16 protein-coding genes are annotated in these 19,307 nt (G+C 66.5%); 11 read left to right on the top strand and 5 right to left on the bottom strand.

What is annotated here, in order from left to right:
- Nucleotides 1-25 precede the first annotated feature (25 nt).
- Nucleotides 26-2,086 carry a TPM domain-containing protein gene (locus DC347_RS16925; RefSeq protein WP_109863766.1) on the bottom strand — a complete coding sequence of 687 codons (2,061 nt, stop codon included), beginning with the start codon at nucleotides 2,084-2,086 and terminating at the stop codon, nucleotides 26-28.
- A 282-nt stretch (nucleotides 2,087-2,368) separates the two neighbouring features.
- On the opposite strand from DC347_RS16925, the gene DC347_RS16930 reads away from it, so the two are divergent.
- The 4 genes from DC347_RS16930 to DC347_RS16945 all read left to right on the top strand — a co-directional run bounded on the left by DC347_RS16930 (nucleotide 2,369) and on the right by DC347_RS16945 (nucleotide 6,731).
- Nucleotides 2,369-3,970, top strand: coding sequence for a S1C family serine protease (locus DC347_RS16930; protein WP_109863767.1), 1,602 nt, complete (start codon nucleotides 2,369-2,371; stop codon nucleotides 3,968-3,970).
- Nucleotides 3,971-4,195: 225 nt separating this feature from the next.
- On the top strand, nucleotides 4,196-4,987 hold the full coding sequence (locus DC347_RS16935; RefSeq protein ID WP_109863794.1) for an electron transfer flavoprotein subunit beta/FixA family protein: 792 nt from the start codon (nucleotides 4,196-4,198) through the stop codon (nucleotides 4,985-4,987).
- Between the two features lie 12 nt (nucleotides 4,988-4,999).
- The gene (locus DC347_RS16940; RefSeq protein WP_109863768.1) at nucleotides 5,000-5,947 is read left to right on the top strand and encodes an electron transfer flavoprotein subunit alpha/FixB family protein; all 948 of its coding nucleotides are present in this window, start codon (nucleotides 5,000-5,002) and stop codon (nucleotides 5,945-5,947) included.
- Between the two features lie 4 nt (nucleotides 5,948-5,951).
- Nucleotides 5,952-6,731, top strand: coding sequence for a PIG-L deacetylase family protein (locus DC347_RS16945; RefSeq protein ID WP_026264262.1), 780 nt, complete (start codon nucleotides 5,952-5,954; stop codon nucleotides 6,729-6,731).
- Between the two features lie 67 nt (nucleotides 6,732-6,798).
- Here the strand turns inward: DC347_RS16945 and DC347_RS16950 are convergent, their stop codons facing one another.
- The 4 genes from DC347_RS16950 to DC347_RS16965 form a co-directional block, all read right to left on the bottom strand.
- Entirely contained in the window at nucleotides 6,799-7,638 is an 840-nt protein-coding gene (locus tag DC347_RS16950) for an anti-sigma factor (RefSeq protein ID WP_109863769.1), read from the bottom strand.
- Between the two features lie 10 nt (nucleotides 7,639-7,648).
- Nucleotides 7,649-8,257: a sigma-70 family RNA polymerase sigma factor gene (locus DC347_RS16955; protein ID WP_109863770.1), complete on the bottom strand. Its 609-nt coding sequence runs from the start codon at nucleotides 8,255-8,257 to the stop codon at nucleotides 7,649-7,651.
- A 208-nt stretch (nucleotides 8,258-8,465) separates the two neighbouring features.
- Nucleotides 8,466-8,933 carry a tRNA (cytidine(34)-2'-O)-methyltransferase gene (locus DC347_RS16960; RefSeq protein ID WP_018760247.1) on the bottom strand — a complete coding sequence of 156 codons (468 nt, stop codon included), beginning with the start codon at nucleotides 8,931-8,933 and terminating at the stop codon, nucleotides 8,466-8,468.
- 23 nt (nucleotides 8,934-8,956) lie between these two features.
- Entirely contained in the window at nucleotides 8,957-9,892 is a 936-nt protein-coding gene (locus tag DC347_RS16965; RefSeq protein ID WP_109863771.1) for a J domain-containing protein, read from the bottom strand.
- Between the two features lie 176 nt (nucleotides 9,893-10,068).
- On the opposite strand from DC347_RS16965, the gene DC347_RS16970 reads away from it, so the two are divergent.
- The 7 genes from DC347_RS16970 (at nucleotide 10,069) to DC347_RS17000 (ending at nucleotide 19,240) form a co-directional block, all read left to right on the top strand.
- Complete coding sequence (locus DC347_RS16970; protein WP_018760245.1) at nucleotides 10,069-10,764, top strand: hypothetical protein; 696 nt, start codon at nucleotides 10,069-10,071, stop codon at nucleotides 10,762-10,764.
- A gap of 117 nt (nucleotides 10,765-10,881) precedes the next feature.
- Nucleotides 10,882-12,111, top strand: a complete 1,230-nt coding sequence (locus tag DC347_RS16975) for a cysteine desulfurase family protein (protein ID WP_109863772.1) — start codon at nucleotides 10,882-10,884, stop codon at nucleotides 12,109-12,111.
- A gap of 162 nt (nucleotides 12,112-12,273) precedes the next feature.
- Nucleotides 12,274-13,407 (top strand): tRNA 2-thiouridine(34) synthase MnmA, encoded by a 1,134-nt coding sequence (mnmA, locus tag DC347_RS16980; protein ID WP_051083382.1) that lies wholly within the window; start codon nucleotides 12,274-12,276, stop codon nucleotides 13,405-13,407.
- A gap of 252 nt (nucleotides 13,408-13,659) precedes the next feature.
- Complete coding sequence (locus tag DC347_RS16985; RefSeq protein ID WP_109863773.1) at nucleotides 13,660-15,294, top strand: ABC transporter substrate-binding protein; 1,635 nt, start codon at nucleotides 13,660-13,662, stop codon at nucleotides 15,292-15,294.
- 127 nt (nucleotides 15,295-15,421) lie between these two features.
- The gene (locus DC347_RS16990) at nucleotides 15,422-16,513 is read left to right on the top strand and encodes an ABC transporter permease (RefSeq protein WP_026264261.1); all 1,092 of its coding nucleotides are present in this window, start codon (nucleotides 15,422-15,424) and stop codon (nucleotides 16,511-16,513) included.
- A gap of 1 nt (nucleotide 16,514) precedes the next feature.
- On the top strand, nucleotides 16,515-17,528 hold the full coding sequence (locus tag DC347_RS16995; RefSeq protein WP_018760240.1) for an ABC transporter permease: 1,014 nt from the start codon (nucleotides 16,515-16,517) through the stop codon (nucleotides 17,526-17,528).
- Nucleotides 17,525-19,240, top strand: coding sequence for an ABC transporter ATP-binding protein (locus tag DC347_RS17000; RefSeq protein WP_109863774.1), 1,716 nt, complete (start codon nucleotides 17,525-17,527; stop codon nucleotides 19,238-19,240). The genes DC347_RS16995 and DC347_RS17000 overlap by 4 nt, the downstream gene beginning before the upstream one ends.
- Nucleotides 19,241-19,307: the final 67 nt, after the last annotated feature.

The raw sequence follows: 19,307 nt of genomic DNA on the forward strand, positions 1-19,307 counted from the left end.
GCTCCGGTCTGGGCCGGCGGAGGGTCTAGAAACTGCCGGAGTCGCCGCCGCCGAAGTCTCCGCCGCCGAAGCCGCCGGAGTCTCCGCCCCAGCCGCCACCTCCGCCGGAGTCCCCGCCCCAGCCGCCACCGCCGCCACCGCCGCCCCAGCCGCCGTGGCCGCCGTTCAGGATGGAGTTGATCAGGATGCCACCAAGGATGGCACCGCCCAGGCCGCCGCCACCGCCGCCGCCGAACATGCCGCCACGGCCGAAGCCCTGGTTGGCGTAGCCGTCAAAGTGGTCAACGTCTGCCTGGGCCAGTTGTGCTGCCTGCGCCGCCAGGGCGTGGGCCTGCTGTGCATAGGTCAGGGCCGTGACCGGATCTGTCCGTGCGATGGAGAGGGCGTAGTCGAGGTTGCGCTGGGATTCGGCCAGTCGGGTCCGCGCCTCGGTGCCAACGCCGCCGCGCCGCGCTGTGATGTAGTCGGAGGTTGCGCTGATTTGGGCTTGCGCGGACATGATGGTTTGCTGCAGGGATGCCTGGGCGCGCCGCGCCTGCTCCTGCTGGTCCCGGATGCCGGTCAAGGCCTGGTCCAGGGTCTGGTGCGCGCTTTCGACACGTTGCAGGGTGGCGACAGGATCGATCTTCCCGCCCTGGATTTCGCTCTTTACCTGGGCAAGGGCCGCTTCCACCGCAGCCACGGGGCCCGCCAGCTCGGCGTGGGTTCCGGACTGGATCATGGCCTTTGCCTGCGCCAGGTCCTGCGCCGTGTCCACCACCGCCGTTTCGACGCTGTTCCGGGCTTCATCGAGGCTCGCGGACAGCTTGGAGATGGCGTCCAGCAGGACGTTGGTTTGGTGCAGGCTCTCCTCGGCTGCGCGGACTGCCACGGCGGCGAGGCTTTGCTCGCCCCCGTCCAGTTTCTGCTGCGCGGTTGCCGAGGCGTTCTGCACGAAGGCCAGCCGCTCCTTGGCTTGGACGATGTTGTCAGAAACCTGTGTCAGCGCGCTGTCCGCGTACTTGGACCGCATTTCGGCAAGCGACTGCTCGGCCGTGGAAATCTTGGCGTCCGCTTCCCGGGCTCCGGCATTGACGGCCGCGAGGGCCTGGGGCGCGTTCTTTTCCAGTTCACGCAGTGAGTCGAAGTCCGCTTTCTGCTCCTGCAGGGAGGCCAGGGCGGCCTCGGACCGGCGGATAATCTCGCCCAGCCAGGTGCGTTGCTGTTCTTCGGTGTCCGGAATGTGGTCATCAAGCTGCTGCTGCAATTTGAAGGACTCGCCCATGTGGGCTTTGGCTTCCTCCAGCGCTTTGGTGAAGTTCCCCACGGCGGAGTCGCCGTACTGCGCCTGGGCGAAGCCGAGTTCCTGTTCGCTGGACTTGATGGCGTCATCAGCTTCGATCAGGAGGGAGCCACTCTTGCGGCGGAGTTCGTCCACGCTCAGCGAAGCCAATGGGTCCAGCTCGGCACCTTGGGGGCCGTAGCTGCCCGTGGAGGCCTGGGCTGCGGCCTTCTTCCGGCGGTTGCGGTAGTACAGGTAGGCGCCGCCGCCTGCCACGACGACGCCGGCTCCAACCAGAACCGCGGCGCCCGCACCGTCACCGGAAGACACACTGCCGCTTCCGCCATTGGCGGCGTCGCCGATTGCTGAGGCGGTGTCGATGGCAGCCTGCGCATAGTCCTTCTTGCCCCCGGCCAGGTTGGCGGTGACTGCGTTTTGGCTGATGTTGGCCTGCTTGGACCGGATGGGGCTGCTCGAATTCGTGACGAAGTTGAACTTGCCGTCATCAACAGCAATTGCCAGGACGGCGTCAGCCCTGCCCATGGTCCTCAGCTCAGCTACTTTCTGGGTCCACTGGGCCGGATCGGTCGGGTTGGTGAAGGTCTTCACCGTGACCACGTACAGGTTGTACTTGTGGTCTTTCAGGAGCTTCTGGATGGCGTCCTGGACTTCGCCCTTCCGGCTGCCCAGGACGTTGGCATTATCAACAATGTTCGTTCCGGAGGGAATGGTCACCGGGTCTTCGGCCCAGGCCGCGCCGGCGGGAATCGTGAGCAGCCCGGCAAGGCCGATCACGGCGAGGAAACGTTTGAACTTTGACCGCATGTGCAACCCTTCAGCACGCCTGACACCGACTCGGGACGAATCAGTCGTCGAATCCAGCAGCGCCCCCACGCTTGGTGTGAAGCCGCAGGTCGCTGTGGCAATTCATCTTGATTCTATGGTGCACCCCACAGCCAGTCCATGCGGCCGAATATGCCGCCAGCGAAACACATTGCGGGGTTCTATGGGAACGCCACGACGTTCAGGAAGCTTTCAGCAAACATCCGAGCTTGTTCCAGCGGGACGGGTCATAGTTAATGGCAGACAAGGATGAAAGGAAGTCCCATGACTGAGAATCACACGCCAGGACCGGTCCCGGAGGGCAGCGCGGGCAGCCGGAACCCCTGGCAGCAGCAGGACCCGCAGCAGCCCGGAGCCGGCCCGGCGGACACTCAGTCCGGGGGCGGGGGCAATGCCGGCCACGAGCAGGGACAGTACGGTGCCGCTGACCAGCAGCACGACCCCACGGAACGGCTGGACCAGCCGCAGGCAGCACGCCAGGACCACACCCAGGAGCTCCCCGGCGCTCCCAGGCCCGTTTACCCGCAGCGCCAGCCTTTCTACGGCCAGTCCGGATACTACGGCCAGCAGCAGAACGGCCAGCCAGGCCAGGGCGCGGGGCCCGGTATGCAGCATTCAAGTGTCGGCCTGGCGCCCAATCCCAAGGATGCTCCGCGCCGGAAGGCGACCTTCGGCATCGGCACCCTCATCGCCAGCATCCTCGCCGCTGGGCTTGTGGGCGGCGGCGTGGCAACGGTGGGCGCAGGTGAACTGTTTGGAAACGCCGGCTCCGGCACCTCGGCGGTGGGTGGCAGCAACCAGCCGGGAACGGTCATCGTGAATAACAAGGATGACGTCAACGCCATTACAGCCGCCGCGGTGAAGGCTTCCCCCAGTGTGGTTACCATCAGTGCCACCAGCGGCAGCTCCGGTGGCACCGGGTCGGGCATCGTCCTTGACGACCAGGGACACATTCTCACCAACACCCACGTGGTCACGCTGGACGGCCAGACGGCCAACGCCACCCTTGAAATCCGCACCAGCGACGGCAAGGTCCTTCCCGCGAAGCTCGTAGGCACGGACCCCTTGTCCGACCTCGCGGTGATCAAGGTGGACGACACCTCAAGCCTCACTCCTGCAACCCTGGGGGATTCCTCCAAACTCAACGTGGGTGACACCGCAATCGCCATCGGTTCACCGCTTGGGCTGACCGGGACGGTGACGGATGGCATCGTGTCCACGCTGAACCGGACCATCAGCGTGGCATCGTCGGCAGCCCCGCAGGGCGGTGACAACAGCCAGGGCGGTGACCAGGGCTTCCAGTTTGCGCCTCCGGGCGGCGGACAAAGCCAGCAAAGCTCGAGCCAGGGATCCATCGCCATCAACGTCATCCAGACCGATGCAGCGATCAATCCCGGCAACTCCGGCGGCGCCCTCGTCAACAGCAAGGGTGAGATCATCGGCGTGAACGTGGCCATCGCGTCCGCAGGCTCCGGCACCTCGACGTCCCAGAGCGGCAACATCGGCGTCGGGTTCAGCATCCCGATCAACAACGCCAAGCGCGTGGCGCAGGAGATCATCGACAACGGCAAGGCCTCCCATGGCCAGCTCGGTGTCAGCGTCAAGGCGAAGAGTACCTCCGGTGCGTCCTCGGAATTCTCGGTAGGCGCCGACGTAGCCACGGTTGACGCCAGTTCGCCGGCAGGGAAGGCCGGGATCAAGGTCGGCGACGTCATCACCAAGTTCAACGACCTCAGCATCGGTGAACCGAACCAGCTGACCGCGGCGGTCCGCGAGCAGCCGGCAGGTTCCACGGTCAAGATCACGGTCCAGCGCGGCGGCAAGGAGCAGACGTTCGACGTCACGCTCGGCGCGGCAGCCAGCTGACACGCCCAAGCCATCACGACGGCGGCGTCCCCACCCAGGGGGCGCCGCCGTCGGCATGTCCGGCGCAACGGAAAACCTGACACAGGCGTTAACGGAAGAGGGCGCCCGGACGCGCCGATATGGTTAGCTAGGAGCTACCCGCCTGCCGGGCATTCCGCGGCCATGACCCACCCGGCTGGCTGTCCACAAGCATGGAAGGCTGCTGTAAACACAGTGGAAGAGACATTGAAGATCGTAGTCCTGGTCAAACATGTACCGGACGCCCAGTTCGACCGACACCTGGGTGGCGAGGGCAACACCGCGGACCGCGACGAGAGCATCCTGTCCGAGCTCGACGAATACGCCCTGGAAGCTGCCCTGCAGCTTGCCGAGGCCCGAGGCGGAAGCAAGGCGGGCAACCAGGTCATTGCCCTGAGCATGGGCCCTGCCGGGGCCGTCAACGCCGTAAAGAAATCGCTGCAGATGGGCGCCACCGAAGGCGTCCACCTCACGGACGACGCGCTCGCCGGCTCGGACGCGGCTGCCACCTCGCTGGCGCTCGCGGCGGCCGTCCGGCACCTGGGCGGCGTGGACCTGGTCCTGACCGGGATGGCGTCCACCGATGGTGAGACCTCGCTGGTCCCGGCCCAGCTGGCGGAGCGGCTCGGGCTGCCGCAGGTGACCTTCGCATCCTCGCTGGAGGTCGACGGCGGCCGGCTCACTGCCCGGCGCGACGCCGACACGTCATCGGAGACCGTGGAAGCAGCACTGCCCGCGGTCGTGTCCGTCACGGACCAGATCAACGAACCCCGGTACCCCAACTTCAAGGGCATCATCGCGGCCAAGCGCAAGAGCATCACCACGCTCTCCCTCGCAGACATCGGCATGGACCCTGCCCAGGTTGGCTTTGCAGGGTCGTGGACCACCGTCACCAGCGCCGAACAGCGGCCGCCGAGGACTGCCGGTACCATCATCACCGACGAGGGCGACGCCGGCATCAAGCTGGTTGACTTCCTGGCCGCCCAGAAGCTGCTCTAAGGGGACAACGACATGGCAAAAGTACTGGTATTCATCGACAGCCCCGGAGCTTCGCTCAAGAAGAGCAGCCTGGAGCTGCTGACCCTGGCTCGTTCCCTGGGGGAGAGCGCCGTCGCGGTCAACGGAGACCTTTCCGACGACGTCGCCGCCACCTTGGCGGAATACGGTGTGGGCACCGTCCTGCACCCGTCGGCCGAGGACCTGGGTGACTTCCTCGTAGCGCCCAAGGCAGCCTACCTGGCCGCAGCGGCAGAGGCAGCCGGAGCCGGGATCGTGCTGCTGGACAACTCTCCGGAAGGCAAAGAGATCGCGGCGCGGCTGGGCATCCGGCTCAACGCCGGCGTCATCACCGACGTCGTCGCCGTGGACCCGGACGGTACCGCGCACAAGTCGGTCCTGGCCGGCTCGTACAACACCTCCTGCAAGGCCACGACGGCCGTTTCCGTGCTCACGCTCAAGGCCAACAACGTGGTTCCGGAACCCGCGCCCGCACCCACCACGCCCGAAACGGCAACCGTGGAGGTGCCCGCCGTCGCCAACGCTGCCCGCATCACTGCCCGCGAGCAGAAGGTGGCCAGCGGCCGCCCGGACCTCACCGACGCCCGGATCGTCGTTGCCGGCGGCCGCGGCATGGACGGCGACTTCGGTCCCGTCGAGGAGCTGGCCGATGCCCTCGGTGCCGCCGTAGGAGCTTCCCGCGCAGCCACCGACGCCGGATGGATCAGCCACGACGCACAGGTGGGGCAGACCGGCAAGACCGTTTCCCCGCAGCTGTATATCTCGGCAGGCATCTCCGGTGCCATCCAGCAAAAAGCCGGCATGCAGACGTCCAAGGTCATCGTCGCCGTGAACAAGGATGCCGAATCGCCGGTCTTCGAGATCGCCGACTTCGGCATCATCGGGGACGTCTTCGATGTCCTGCCCCAGGCCGCAGCCGAGATCAAGAAGCGCAAAGGCTGATCCGTTGACTGCTTCCAGCGAGCAGGCAGGGAGCCCGTTCAACCCGGAATTGCACCGGGTTGGGCGGGTGCTCTGTTTTGCGGCCCACCCCGACGACATCGACTTCGGCGCAGCGGGCACCATCGCCGCGTGGACGGCTGCGGGGGTGGAGGTGAGCTACTGCATCATGACCGACGGCGATGCCGGCGGCTTCGATCCTGCCCACCGCGCGGACATCATCGCCATGCGGGACGCCGAACAGCGCCGGGCAGCGGAGCTGGTGGGCGTCACTGACATCCACTACCTCCATCAGCGTGACGGCTACCTTGAGGCCTCCCACGAGGTGATGAAAGGCGTGGTGCGGCTGATCCGCGAAGTCCGCCCCGACGTCGTCCTCGCCATGCATCCTGAACGGAACTGGCAGCGGATCCAGAAGAGCCACCCGGACCACCTGGCAGTGGGGGAGGCGGTGACCCGGGCCGTGTACCCGGCACTGGAGAACCCGTTCGCGTACCCCGAGCTGGCGGAAGCTGGGCTGGAAGCGTACAAGCTGCCGTGGCTCTGGCTTTATGCGGGACCGGGTGAACGGGAAAACCACTTCGTCGATGTCACCGACCAGGTTGACGCGAAACTCGCCGCCATCCATGTCCACGTCAGCCAGCACCCCGACGTGGAGGCCATGGAAGCCACCGTGCGCCAGGGCATGCGCACCAACGCCGCGCGGGCAGGAATGCCGCGCGGGCGCAGTGCCGAGGCCTTCCACGTGGTGGCGGTCAACGGGCCGGACACCATCGCCGGCTTCTAGGACGCAAGAAGCCCCCCGTTCCGATCATGGGAACGGGGGGCTTTTGGCGTTGGTCGCCGGTGCCGGGTCAGGCGCCGAGCGGTGCCGCCGCAACCGTCGGCAGCGTGGGCGCTTTCGAACCGCCGGACGGCTCAACGGTGATGCCCAGCGAAGCAGCCGAATGGATGCCTTGGACCACGGCAGGTTTGGAGAGTGCCTGTTCGTCCATCAGGCCCTGCGACACCGGGGCGGAGCCGTCCTTGGGAATGAGCCACATCTGGTAGACCTTGCCCGCCGGTGGAGCGGGCACGCCGCTCATTTTCACCACGGCGGCATCCTCTGACGCGGAGATCAGCACCGTCGCCTTGCCGCCGCCTTGAACGTTGACGGACGCCTCGCGCAGGTCCCCGGCACGCACGACCTGGTTGACGGGATCATTCTGGTCGGCCAGGTAGGCGCCCACTCCCACGCCGCCCAGCGCAATCGCTGCCGCGGCTGCCACGCCCACCAGCCAGCGCCTGGTGCCGGACGGACGGCGCTCCGCCCTGCGCTTGCGGGCCTCGGCGAGATCGTCGGTTGGTTCTGGCGGTTTTACCGCGCCTACGGCCGGGGGCACGGCGTCAGCACTGGTACGGCCGCTGCCCGCGGGAAGCTGGGCCACAATCCGTTCGAACAGGTCCGACGGCGGCTCCTCCTCCGCGCGGAAGGTGCGGGCCAGCGTCTCCCGGGACTGGCGGACACGCTCCAGGAAGACGAGGCGCTCCGTTTCCGGTGCGGTGGACATGTACTGGTCAATCGCGTCGCGTTCGTGCTCCGTGACCGCGTCAAGGGCGTAGAGTTCGGCGAGGTCGATGGCACGGCCTGCGGCAAGGTCCATGGCGACGGTGTCGCCAAACGCACGCGAACGGTCGTTGCGGCTGTTGTCCATGTCACTCAATTCAACTCACCCCCAGACAGGTCTTCAATCGGATCAGTCCATCGCGGATGCGGGACTTGATGGTGGGAACAGCGGCATTCAGCCGTTCGGCGACTTCCCGATAGGTCAGGCCGCCGTAGTAGGCCAGGCGCACGGATTCCTGTTGTGTTTCGGTCAGCGTCTCCAGGCAGCGGACCACCGCCTCGGCCTCGAGCCGGCTTCCGACTTCGTCGGAGACGCTGTCGTGGTCGATGTCCTGGGTGCTGGCGCCGTATTTCGCTTCACGGTCCGTGGAGGATTGCGAGGACCGGACCTTGTCCACCGCCCGCCGGTGGGAGATGGTCATGAGCCACGACAGCGGGCTCCCGGCCTGCGGATCGAACTTGGCCGCGTTCTGCCAGACCTGCAGGAAGACTTCCTGCGTTGTGTCTTCACTGAGTTCGGGGTCGATCAGGACCCGGCGTGCCATGCCAAAAACCCGGCGGGACGTGAGTTGGTAGAACTCGGCAAACGCGGCCTGGTCCCCGCGGGCAACTGCGGCAAGCAGGGTCGACAGCCGCTGGCTGATGTCGGCTGGGGGATCGGTCACCGCGGCGGAGCCTTCGGGATTCGGCGCGTTGGGAGTTTCCATCACTTCCAAGCATAAGTCTCCGGCGGGAGATTCCCGGGCAGTGCCGCGGCTGTTGCGGTGTTCGCGCCTGGAATGCGCCTCGAGTAATGTCACCTGCCGCTCCTTGCTCCGCTTGAATGTGTTTCAAAAGGCATTCGGAGCCGTGCGGCAGTCGGATGGGATCGACGAAAAAAGAGTTCAGTCCCGGTTGTCCCCGCCGGGCGGGGTGCTAGAGCTTGGCCCCGGCGAAGCCCTGCTGGCGCCACGCTTCGTAGACGGCAATGGAGGCGGCGTTGGCGAGGTTGAGGGAGCGGAGCGCCGGGAGCATGGGCAGGCGCACTGTTGCGGTCACGTGGGGGTCGGTCTTCAGCTCCGCAGGCAGGCCCACGGATTCGCGGCCGAACATCAGGACGTCCCCTGGCTGGTACGGGATGTCGGTGTAACTGGTTGTACCGTCCGAGGTGAAGGCATAGACCCGCTCCGGCTTGAGCTGTTCCCAGGCGTCTTCGATGCTCCGGTGGACTGTCACCACCGCGAGGTCGTGGTAGTCCAGGCCTGCACGGCGCAGCTTGGCATCGGAGAAGTCGAAGCCCAGGGGTTCCACGAGGTGCAGTTCGGCGCCGGTGATGGCGGCAAGGCGGATGGCATTGCCGGTATTGCCGGGTATTTCTGGGGCATGGAAGAGGATGCGGAACACGTCCCCATCCTAGCCAACCGCCGTCAGTGCATGCCGCGCAGCAGCCGGGCCAGGACCGGCACGATCACGGTGTTGGGTGCCGGTCCTGCGGCAAGGAACTCCTTCAGGCCGCGCACCAGGCCGGCCGCGTTGACGATTTGGACCGTTTCCATGGGCCCTGCCGGGCGGCGGTGATGGTCGATCACCGGCTCATGGAGGTTGCCATCCGGGCTGAACACCACGGTCCACCCCGTGACGTTCAGTTCCGGAAAGATGTCCTGCATCGCCCACACCACCCGGGCAAGCTGCGGGGGCGCCACGGCACGCCCCCCGTGATTGAGGGTGCGGCCGTCCCAGGCATAGGCGCCCTTGGGCAGGAGCATCGAGTTGACCAAGGCGAGGCGGTAGCCGGACAGGACGGCGTGGTCGATGTGGCTGTTGTCCGCCGGCGACTGCAGGCCGTTGATGAGCCGGGCCGCGGGGATGGCCGTCAGCACCTGGCGGGAGAGGAGCTGCACCGTGCGCATTTCACGCTGGATCCGGGCCTCGGCGCCGAAGATTCCCCTCTTCCGGGGCATCCCGTGGACCTGCTGGCCGGCCTGCTCCAACGGAATCAGCGGGATCTCGCCGCTCCCTTCGTAAGGCGGAACGTAAACCGGAGGGTCCCCGGCCGTGTTCCGCCCGCCGCCCGGTCTGCGGACTGTGGCGGACGCCCGGCTGCCTGCCGCGGGGGCATCGAAGTGGGCGCCGGCGTCGGCCGGCGCGGCGCCCGCCCCGTAGGACCGGTCGTAGGCCTTGCGGCGCTGCGGATCAATCAGCGTCTCGTACGCAGCGGTGACCCGGCGGAACGTTGCGGCATCACCCCCGTGGTCCGGGTGGGCAGACCTGGCTGCGCGCCGGTACGCCACTTTGATCTCTTTTTCAGTGGCTGTGACGGCCACACGGAGGACCTGGTAGTGGGAGCTGCTGCTCTCGGTCAAGCAATCGTCCTGTTCTTCAAGCGCCACGGGGAAAGCGAAGTGCCCGCCCAGTCTAGCCAGCCCGGATGGTCGGCCTGCATTGTCAACGAGCGCCCGGGGTTCCGGGGTTCCCGCGGCCGGAGTTTAGACTCGTGGATGCACAGCCGAACACCGGCTGCAGGGGATGCGGGGTGGAAATGGGTTTTCCGACGACGGCCGTGCCGGCGGGCCGGGGATGGCGCCTGGGGGTGCCGCTGGCAATGGCAGCGCTCGGGGCAGCGCTGCTGGCCGGCTGCAGCGTGGGTGTCCGCGACCCTGCTGCCCCGGAAACGCCGCCAAGCACGCCGGCCCTGTCCACCCCAACGATCACCCCCGGCCACGACGCCGCGGCAGTGGCAGCCCGGGACCTGCCCTTTGCGGCCGGGGGCACCCTGGCGCCGGGCGTTCCGGTGGGCATCTCTGACGAGCTGCAGCGTGCACCGGGGTGGAAGCCGGTCACGAAGGACGTATCCGGTGCAAGCCAATACGCCAAGGCTGACGGTTGCGTGGTCGCGGCCCGGGTCAGCACGGGGCAGGGCCCGCTGGTCCGTGGGGACGACCGGGAGTCCACCGTGGCCCTGTTCCAGTACCTGGACGCCACCATCCAGCCCTCGTATTTGACGACGGAAACGTTGCAGTGGGGCGGCAGCGTCGAAGAGCCCGGCAAGAGCGTCGAGGTCCTCGTGCTGGAACCTGCCGCGCACGGCGGAAAGCCGACCGCGGTTCTTGCCAGGGTCTTCGGCACTGCGGGCTCGTCGGCCTACATCTCCGTTTCCTGCCCGGATCCGGGGTCGCTCGCCGCCGCCCGCAAGGATGTGGCGCGCTACATGCCCCTGGTGCCGCCGTCGGCCTGAGCCGAAGCGGGGGCGGACCGCAACTATGACCTGGCCGGTGAACTGACGGCTGCCGCCATCGGGGCGTCCGAGGTTGGTGCCCGGGGCTGCCGCGGCAGCGGGCGCTAGAATTGGACGGTGCCCGCCTACCTCGACCACGCCGCCACCACGCCGCTCAACGGTGCGGCCCTTACCGCACTGACGCGTGAGCTGGCACGTACCGGAAACCCGTCATCGCTGCACGGTTCCGGCCGCCGGGCCCGCCGCGCCGTGGAAGACGCGCGCGAGACCATTGCCGCGGCCGTCGGGGCACACCCGTCAGAAGTGATCTTCACCTCCGGCGGCACCGAATCGGACAACCTCGCCGTGAAGGGCTTGTACTGGTCCCGCGTGGCAGAAGACCCCAGGCGGCGCCGCATCCTCTGCTCCGCCGTCGAGCATCACGCGGTGCTGGACACCGTCGAATGGCTTGAGCGCCACGAGGGCGCGGCTGTTACCTGGCTGCCCGTGGACCGCGAGGGTGTGGTGGATCTGGTTACCTTGGAGGCGGAGCTGGCACGCGACCCAGGCAGTGTCGCCCTGGTGACCGTGATGTGGGCCAACAACGAAGTAGGCACCATCCAGCCCGTCCGCCGCATCGTGGAGCTGGCCCACGCGGCCGGCGTGCCCGTCCACTCCGACGCCGTCCAGGCATTCGGTTCCCTGTCCGTGGATTTCAAGGAATCCGGCCTCGACGCAATGTCCGTTTCCGGCCACAAGATCGGCGGCCCTGTCGGAGTGGGTGCGCTCCTGCTGGGCCGCTCGGTCACATTGACGCCGGTGCAGCACGGCGGCGGCCAGGAACGCGACGTCCGCTCCGGGACGCTGGACACTGCGTCCATCGCGGCCTTCGCCGCCGCTGCGGAATCCGTTGCAGCTGCGTTGCCCGCCGAGGCGGCGCGGATCGCTGCCCTGCGTGACCGCCTTGTGGACGGCATCCGCGAACGGGTTCCCGAAGCCGTACTCCGTGGTGCGCCCGGTGACGGTCGGCTGCCCGGCAACGCGCATTTCACTTTCCCTGGCTGCGAAGGGGATTCGCTGCTGTTCCTCCTGGACCTGGCGGGCATCGAATCGTCCACCGGCTCTGCCTGCACCGCGGGCGTCCCGCGGCCCTCCCACGTGCTGCTGGCCATGGGCCTGGACGAGGACACCGCGCGGGGAGCCCAGCGGTTCAGCCTGGGACACACCTCCACCGAGGCCGACGTCGATGCCCTGCTTGCGGCACTGCCCGAGGCTTATGCACGTGCACGCCAGGCCGGAATGGCCGGCCACGAGTCCACCATCCAAACCGCAGGTACCATGGCACGGCAGGCACTGCGCGGCAGCTGATTCCGCAGGGCGCTGGAGCCCTGGGCGGGTTTGCCGGGTCAGGTCCCGGCGGCCAGGGGCGATTTGCGCGGGTCCGTAGAATGGATAGGCGAAGATCGTTTCGCCCGCCCGGCCTTGCCGCCCGGGCCCCGGTGAGCAAGCGTCCCCCAACAGAAAGCCAGCATGCGAGTACTAGCAGCCATGAGCGGCGGAGTTGATTCCGCCGTTGCCGCCGCCCGCGCGGTCGAGGCCGGGCACGACGTCGTCGGCGTCCACCTTGCCCTGTCCCGCATGCCCGGAACCCTCCGCACCGGCAGCCGGGGCTGTTGCACCATCGAAGACTCCCGGGACGCTTGGCGTGCCTGCGACGTCCTCGGCATTCCCTACTACGTCTGGGATTTCTCCGAGCGCTTCAAGGAAGACGTCGTCCAGGACTTTATCGACGAATACGCCGCCGGCCGCACCCCCAACCCGTGCATGCGGTGCAACGAACGGATCAAGTTCGCCGCCCTGTTGGAGAAAGCCATTGCCCTGGGCTTCGACGCCGTCTGCACCGGCCACTACGCCAAAGTGATCGAGGATGCCGACGGCAACCGGGAACTCCACCGCGCAGCCGACTGGGCGAAGGACCAGAGCTACGTCCTCGGGGTCCTGACCCACGAACAGCTCAAGCACTCGATGTTCCCCCTGGCCGACACCCCGTCCAAAGCCGAGGTCCGTGCCGAAGCGGAACGGCGGGGCCTCTCCGTCGCCAACAAGCCGGACAGCCACGACATCTGCTTCATTCCGGACGGCGACACCGCCGGCTGGCTCGCCGAGAAAATCGAGATGACCACAGGCGACATCGTGGACGAGTCCGGCGCCAAGGTGGGGGAGCACCCGGGAGCCAACGCCTTCACGGTGGGCCAGCGGCGCGGACTCAAACTGGGTACCCCCGCCGCCGACGGCAAGCCCCGCTTCGTCCTGGAAATCCGGCCCAAGGAGAACAAAGTGGTCGTGGGTCCCGAAGCCCTGCTGGCCATCGACGAGATCCGCGGCATCAAGGTCTCCTGGGCGGGCCTTCCCATTTCCGAGGTGGACTCGGGGGCGGAATTCAACTGCCACGCCCAGGTCCGTGCGCACGGGGATCCCGTACCCGCCACAGCCTGGGTGGAGCCGGCCCGGGACGGCGCTGCCGGCAGCCAGCTGATGGTCCGGCTGGAGGCTCCGTTGCGCGGTGTGGCCCCGGGCCAAACCGTGGTGCTGTACCAGGGCAGCCGCGTGCTGGGCCAGGCCACCATCGACGCCGCACGGTCCCTCCAGCGGGCCGCGCTGTAACCCTGCCGTTCCCTGGACCGCCGCGGTTCCACCGTGGCGGTCCTTTGCTGTGCCCAGGGCCGGCCGCCTGCACGATTCCGCATCGCACTGCCGGGTAACTATTGAGAAAATATTGTGTTTCAACTCACAGAAATGGCCGTCCCGAGGGCTGACTCTCTGATTGAATCAAGGGATCAGCACTGCACGCCGGCGTCTGGGGCTATCAACCTGTGACCGCGGGCGTGCGCGTACTCATCGGAAAGAAGTTCACAGATGATCAAGAGCACAACGGCCCTGCACCGCGCCATCGCGCTGGCAGGCATCTCCGCCCTGGCCCTGACAGCATGCACGGGGCCCTCTGGCGGCGGGGGAACGTCCACCGGCAGTGCCGGCGGCGGTGCCATTACCTTTGGAACCACGGACAAGGTCGTAACCCTCGATCCCGCCGGTTCCTACGACGCAGGCTCATTCCTGGTGATGAACCAGGTCTACCCCTTCCTGATGAACTCGAAGCCCGGTTCGGCCGAGGTCAGCCCGGACATCGCGGAGTCCGCGTCCTTCACGTCACCCACCGAGTTCACCGTGAAGCTCAAGCCCAACCTGAAGTTCGCCAACGGCCACGCGCTGACGGCCTCGGACGTGAAGTTCTCCTACGACCGCGTCCTCAAGATCAATGATCCCAACGGCCCGGCGTCGCTGCTGTCCAACCTCAAGTCCGTCGACGTCAAGGACGACACCACCGTTGTGTTCACCCTGAACGCCGCCAACGACCAAGTCTTCCCGAGCGTCCTTGGCACCAACACCGGTCCGATCGTGGATGAGGAAGTTTTCCCCGCCGATAAGGTGATGAGCGACGAAGACATCGTGGCGGCCAAGCCGTTCGCCGGCCAGTACACCATCGATTCCTACAAGAAGAACGAACTCGTCAGCCTCAAGAGCAACCCCGACTACAACGGACTGCTCGGCAAGCCGGCCAACGACAGCGCCGTGATCAAGTACTACGCCGACTCCAACAACCTGAAGCTGGACGTCCAGGGCGGCAACATCGACGTTGCCGGCCGAAGCCTCACCGCCACGGACGCTGCCGACCTCGGCAAGGACTCCAAGGTCAAGGTCTACAAGGGCCCGGGTGGCGAGCTGCGCTACATCGTCTTCAACTTCGACACCATGCCGTTCGGCGCCAAGACGCCTGAAGCCAACCCTGGCAAGGCACTGGCCGTGCGCCAGGCCATGGCGGACATTGTTGACCGGCAAGCCATCTCGGACCAGGTGTACAAGGGAACCTACGTTCCCGCCTACTCCGTGGTGGCGGATGGGCTGCCCGGCGCAATCCAGCCCATGAAGGACCTGTACGGGGACGGCAGCGGCAAGCCGAGCCTGGACAAAGCCAAGAAGGTCCTCAGCGACGCAGGGATCACCGGTCCGGTGACCGTGAAGCTGCAGTACAACCCGGACCACTACGGCAAGTCTTCGGGCGATGAATACGCCATGGTCAAGGAACAGTTGGAGAAGTCCGGCCTCTTCACCGTGGACCTGCAGTCCACCGAATGGGTGACGTACTCCAAGGCACGCACCTCTGACGCGTACCCCGTATACCAGCTCGGCTGGTTCCCGGACTACTCGGATGCGGACAACTACCTCACGCCCTTCTTCATCCCGGGCAACTTCCTCAAGAACCACTACGAGAACCCGACCGTCACGGACCTGATCCAGAAGCAGCTGGTCACTCCGGACAAGACCGAACGCCAGAAGCTGATCGGCGATGCCCAGACGGCAGTGGCGAAGGACCTCTCCACCCTGCCGCTCCTGCAGGGCTCGCAGCTCCTGGTGGCGGGAGCTGACGTCAAGGGTGTCGAGAAGACCCTCGACCCCTCGTTCAAGACACGCCTTGGCGTGCTGTCCAAGTAAGCAGTCAACCCCCATCGGGCTCTGACGGGCCGGAGGCGGGACGCCGCAATGGTGTCCCGCCTTTTGCCGGTCATCAGTCAGCAACGAGGGGAATGCTGGCTCCCGGTCACCACGAATCCAGGTACCGATGACATCTTTGATTGACGCGCCGCCAAGTGATGCGGACGCGCTCCTTCCGACCAAGAAAAAAGCGGCAGGGGGAGGGCTCGCCCAGTACATCCTGGTCCGCTTCCTGCTGATCTTCCCTACCATCCTCATCCTCGTCACGTTGGTGTTCTTCCTCATGCGGATCACCGGCGACCCCATTACCGCCGCCATGGGCGGCCGGCTCCCGCCGGAACAGCTGCAAGAACGCATCCACACCGCCGGCTACGACCGGCCACTGCTTCTGCAGTACTTCGAATACCTGGGGCAGCTGGTCACGGGCAACTTCGGCACCACCCTCTCGGACAACCGCAAGGTCACCGAGATGCTGACCACTTATGGCTCCGCCACCCTGGAGCTCGCCATCAACGCCATCATCGTCGCGCTGGTGGTGGGCATACCGCTCGGGATGATCGCCGCGCACCGTCGTGATCACCTGCCGGACGCCGTGCTCCGGATCCTGGCCATCCTGTTCTACGCAACCCCGGTGTTCTTCGCCGGCATGCTGCTCAAGTTGGTGTTCTCCGTGTGGCTGGGCTGGCTGCCGGTCGCCGGCCGCGCCGGGACGAGGACCGAACTGTCCCTCACAGCCCTGGAAGCCCCCACCGGCATCTACTGGCTGGATGCCCTGCGCAGCGGAAACATGGCTGCCCTCAGCGACGTGATGTCCCACGCCGTCCTTCCGGCTCTGGCCCTTGGCCTCCTGACGGCCGGGGTCTTCCTGCGCCTGGTTCGGACCAATGTCATCGGCACGCTCGGCAAGGACTACATTGAGGCGGGCCGCTCACGTGGCGTCAGCGAATACCGGCTGGTCACCAAGCACGCCTACAAGCCGGCGCTGATCCCCATCATCACGGTCATGGGCCTGCAGATCGCAGTGCTGCTCGGCGGGGCCGTGCTCACCGAAACAACCTTTGAGTGGAAAGGCCTCGGATTCCAGCTGGCCAACTACCTCACGGCGCGCGACTTCGTCGCCGTCCAGGGCATCGTGGTGCTGCTGGCCGTCATCGTCGCCGTCACCAACTTCATCGTGGACATTATCGCCGCGCTGATCGACCCCCGCGTGAGGTACTGACATGACTGCCGAGACCACCCTGGAACCCGTGGCCAACCCGCGGGCATCCTTCTTCCGGCGGCTGCCGGTTGTTTCCCACTTCAACAAGAGCGTCGGGCTGCAACGGTTCATGCTGGTCGTGGGGCTCGTCCTCACAGGCATCTTCCTGCTCACAGCCTTGGCAGCACCGCTGCTGGCGCCTTACGGCTTCGCGCAGCTCTCGGATGCCGACGGCAACTTCCCCACCCAGCAGGCGCCCGGCGGCAAGCACCTCCTGGGCACCACCGTTGGCGGTTATGACGTCCTGTCACGGGTGATCTGGGGCACCCAGACAGCCCTGCTGGTCATCATCGTCGCCGTCATCCTGTCCATCTTCGCCGGCGTCATCCTCGGCCTGGTGAGCGGCTACATCGGCGGCTGGCTGGACCGCATCCTGGTGGTCGTCGCCGATGCCATCTACGCCTTTCCGTCCCTGCTGGTCGCGATCGTCATGGCCATTGTCATCAGCGGGGGCCAGTCCAGCCTGCTGGGCGGAATCCTGGCTGCCGCCATCTCCATCACGGTCGTGTTCATCCCGCAGTACTTCAGGGTGATCCGGGCCGAAACGATCAGGCTCAAGGCAGAGCCTTTCGTCGAATCGGCCAAGGTGGTGGGCGCCTCGAACATCCGGATCATGACCCGGCACATCTACCGCAACGCCACCCGCACCCTGCCGCTGATCTTCACCCTCAACGCCTCCGAATCAATCCTGACCCTCGCAGGGTTGGGCTTCCTGGGCTTTGGCATCGAACCGAGCTCAGCCGCGGAATGGGGCTTCGACCTGAACAAGGCGCTCGCCGACACCACGTCCGGCATTTGGTGGACGGGGCTGTTCCCCGGCCTGGCCATCGTCTGGACCGTGCTGGGGCTGACGCTCGTGGGCGAAAGCATCAACGACCTCAACGATCCGCGCCTGCGCGGGCGGAAGCGGATCAGCCGCAAAGCACCTGCCGCATCAGCTGGACCCGGCACCGAAACAGAATTGAGCAACCCGTGAGCGAAAACCTTGGGTCCGTTTCGGACCGCACGGAACAGGACCGTAAAACGGTGCTGGAGATCGACCACTTGCAGGTCACCTTCGCCACCGACGGCGGCGACGTCCATGCCGTCAAGGACGTCAACCTTGAAGTCAGGGCCGGAGAAGTGCTGGCCATCGTGGGCGAATCCGGCTCCGGCAAGACCGTCACCGCCAAAACCATCCTGGGGCTGCTGCCTGAAACAGCGATGAGTTCCGGCGCCGTGCTGATCAACGGCACCAATGTCATCAGCCTGAGCCCCGGCCGGCTCCGCCAGATCCGTGGACGCGACGTGGCCATGGTGTTCCAGGAACCCTCCACCGCCCTCAACCCGGTATTCACGGTGGGATGGCAGATCGCCGAAGGGATCCGGGCCCATGCCGGGGCAGACGGCAGCCGGCGCGTATCAGCGAAGGAAGCCAAGGAACGCGCCATCGAAGCCCTGCGCAAAGTGGGAATCCCGGACCCCGAGCACCGCGTCAACTACTACCCGCACCAATTCTCCGGCGGCCAGAAACAGCGTGTGGTGATCGCGGCAGCCCTGGCCCTGAATCCCGGCCTCATTGTCGCCGACGAACCCACCACGGCCCTGGATGTCACGGTACAGGCGGAAATCCTCGAACTCCTCCGGGACCTGAGGGACAAGTACGGCACCTCGATCGTCCTGATCACCCACAACATGGGAGTGGTGGCCGACCTCGCCGACCGGGTAGTGGTGATGTACCGGGGCGACATCGTCGAGGAGGCCACCTCGAAGACGTTGTTCGCTGAACCCCGCCAGGACTACACCCGCAAGCTCCTCGCTGCCGTGCCGCACCTGGGCCGCAACTCGGCGTCGGCCGGCCTCACCGAACGTCCGCACCAGGACGGGGAAGTGCTGGTGTCAGCCGACAACCTGGTGATCGAATACCCGGGACGACTGGGGACACCCGCCTTCAAGGCAGTGGACGGCGTCAGCTTCACCTTGTCCAGGGGCGAGGTGTTCGGCCTCGTGGGGGAATCTGGATCCGGCAAGACGACCATCGGACGGGCCATCGCCGGGCTGAACCGGACCACCGGAGGCAGCCTGAAGGTCCTGGGCTACGAAATGCTGAACTTGCGCGAACGCACGTTCAAACCACTCCGCAAGGACATCGGCTTCGTCTTCCAGGATCCGGCCGCCTCGTTCAACCCGCAACTCACCATCGGTGATTGCATCGCGGAGCCCATGCTGATCCACACCCGGCCAAGCGAGGCCCAGGCGCGCAAGCGCGTCGGCGAGCTGTTGGAATCGGTGCAGCTGCCGGCGTCGTATGCGGGAAGGTACCCGCACGAGCTCTCCGGCGGCCAGCGGCAGCGGGCATCGCTGGCGCGGGCACTTAGCCTGAATCCGCGGCTGCTGATTGCGGATGAGCCGACGTCGGCCCTGGACGTTTCGGTCCAGGCGAAGGTCCTGGAACTGTTCAAGGACATCCAGGAGGAGTTTGGCTTCGGCTGCCTGTTCATCAGCCACGACCTTGCCGTAGTTGACATCCTGTCCTCCTGGGTGGGCGTGCTGTACAAGGGCAAGCTGGTGGAGCAGGGGATCGGCAGCCAGGTCATGGGCAACCCGCGCCATGACTACACACGCCGCCTGATCGCCTCGCTGCCAGTGCCGGACCCGGCCGAACAGGCTAAACGCCGGGAGGAACACCGGGCACTCCTGGGCATCTGAGCCTGGCTGTGGCTCCCGCAAGCAGGAGCCAGTGGCGCCGGTGCCGGCGGTCAGCCGGCACCGGCGC

Origin of the sequence: Pseudarthrobacter sp. AG30, assembly GCF_003116525.1 — a bacterium.
Classification (GTDB): Bacteria; Actinomycetota; Actinomycetes; order Actinomycetales; family Micrococcaceae; genus Arthrobacter.

Excerpts from the sequence above, each read along its gene's own strand:
- DC347_RS16925 (WP_109863766.1), bottom strand. The coding sequence starts at position 2,086 with ATGCGGTCAAAGTTCAAACGTTTCCTCGCCGTGATCGGCCTTGCCGGG.
- DC347_RS16930 (WP_109863767.1), top strand. The coding sequence starts at position 2,369 with ATGACTGAGAATCACACGCCAGGACCGGTCCCGGAGGGCAGCGCGGGC.
- DC347_RS16940 (WP_109863768.1), top strand. The coding sequence starts at position 5,000 with ATGGCAAAAGTACTGGTATTCATCGACAGCCCCGGAGCTTCGCTCAAG.
- DC347_RS16950 (WP_109863769.1), bottom strand. The coding sequence starts at position 7,638 with ATGGACAACAGCCGCAACGACCGTTCGCGTGCGTTTGGCGACACCGTC.
- DC347_RS16955 (WP_109863770.1), bottom strand. The coding sequence starts at position 8,257 with ATGGAAACTCCCAACGCGCCGAATCCCGAAGGCTCCGCCGCGGTGACC.
- DC347_RS16970 (WP_018760245.1), top strand. The coding sequence starts at position 10,069 with ATGGGTTTTCCGACGACGGCCGTGCCGGCGGGCCGGGGATGGCGCCTG.
- mnmA (WP_051083382.1), top strand. The coding sequence starts at position 12,274 with ATGCGAGTACTAGCAGCCATGAGCGGCGGAGTTGATTCCGCCGTTGCC.
- DC347_RS16985 (WP_109863773.1), top strand. The coding sequence starts at position 13,660 with ATGATCAAGAGCACAACGGCCCTGCACCGCGCCATCGCGCTGGCAGGC.
- DC347_RS16990 (WP_026264261.1), top strand. The coding sequence starts at position 15,422 with ATGACATCTTTGATTGACGCGCCGCCAAGTGATGCGGACGCGCTCCTT.
- DC347_RS16995 (WP_018760240.1), top strand. The coding sequence starts at position 16,515 with ATGACTGCCGAGACCACCCTGGAACCCGTGGCCAACCCGCGGGCATCC.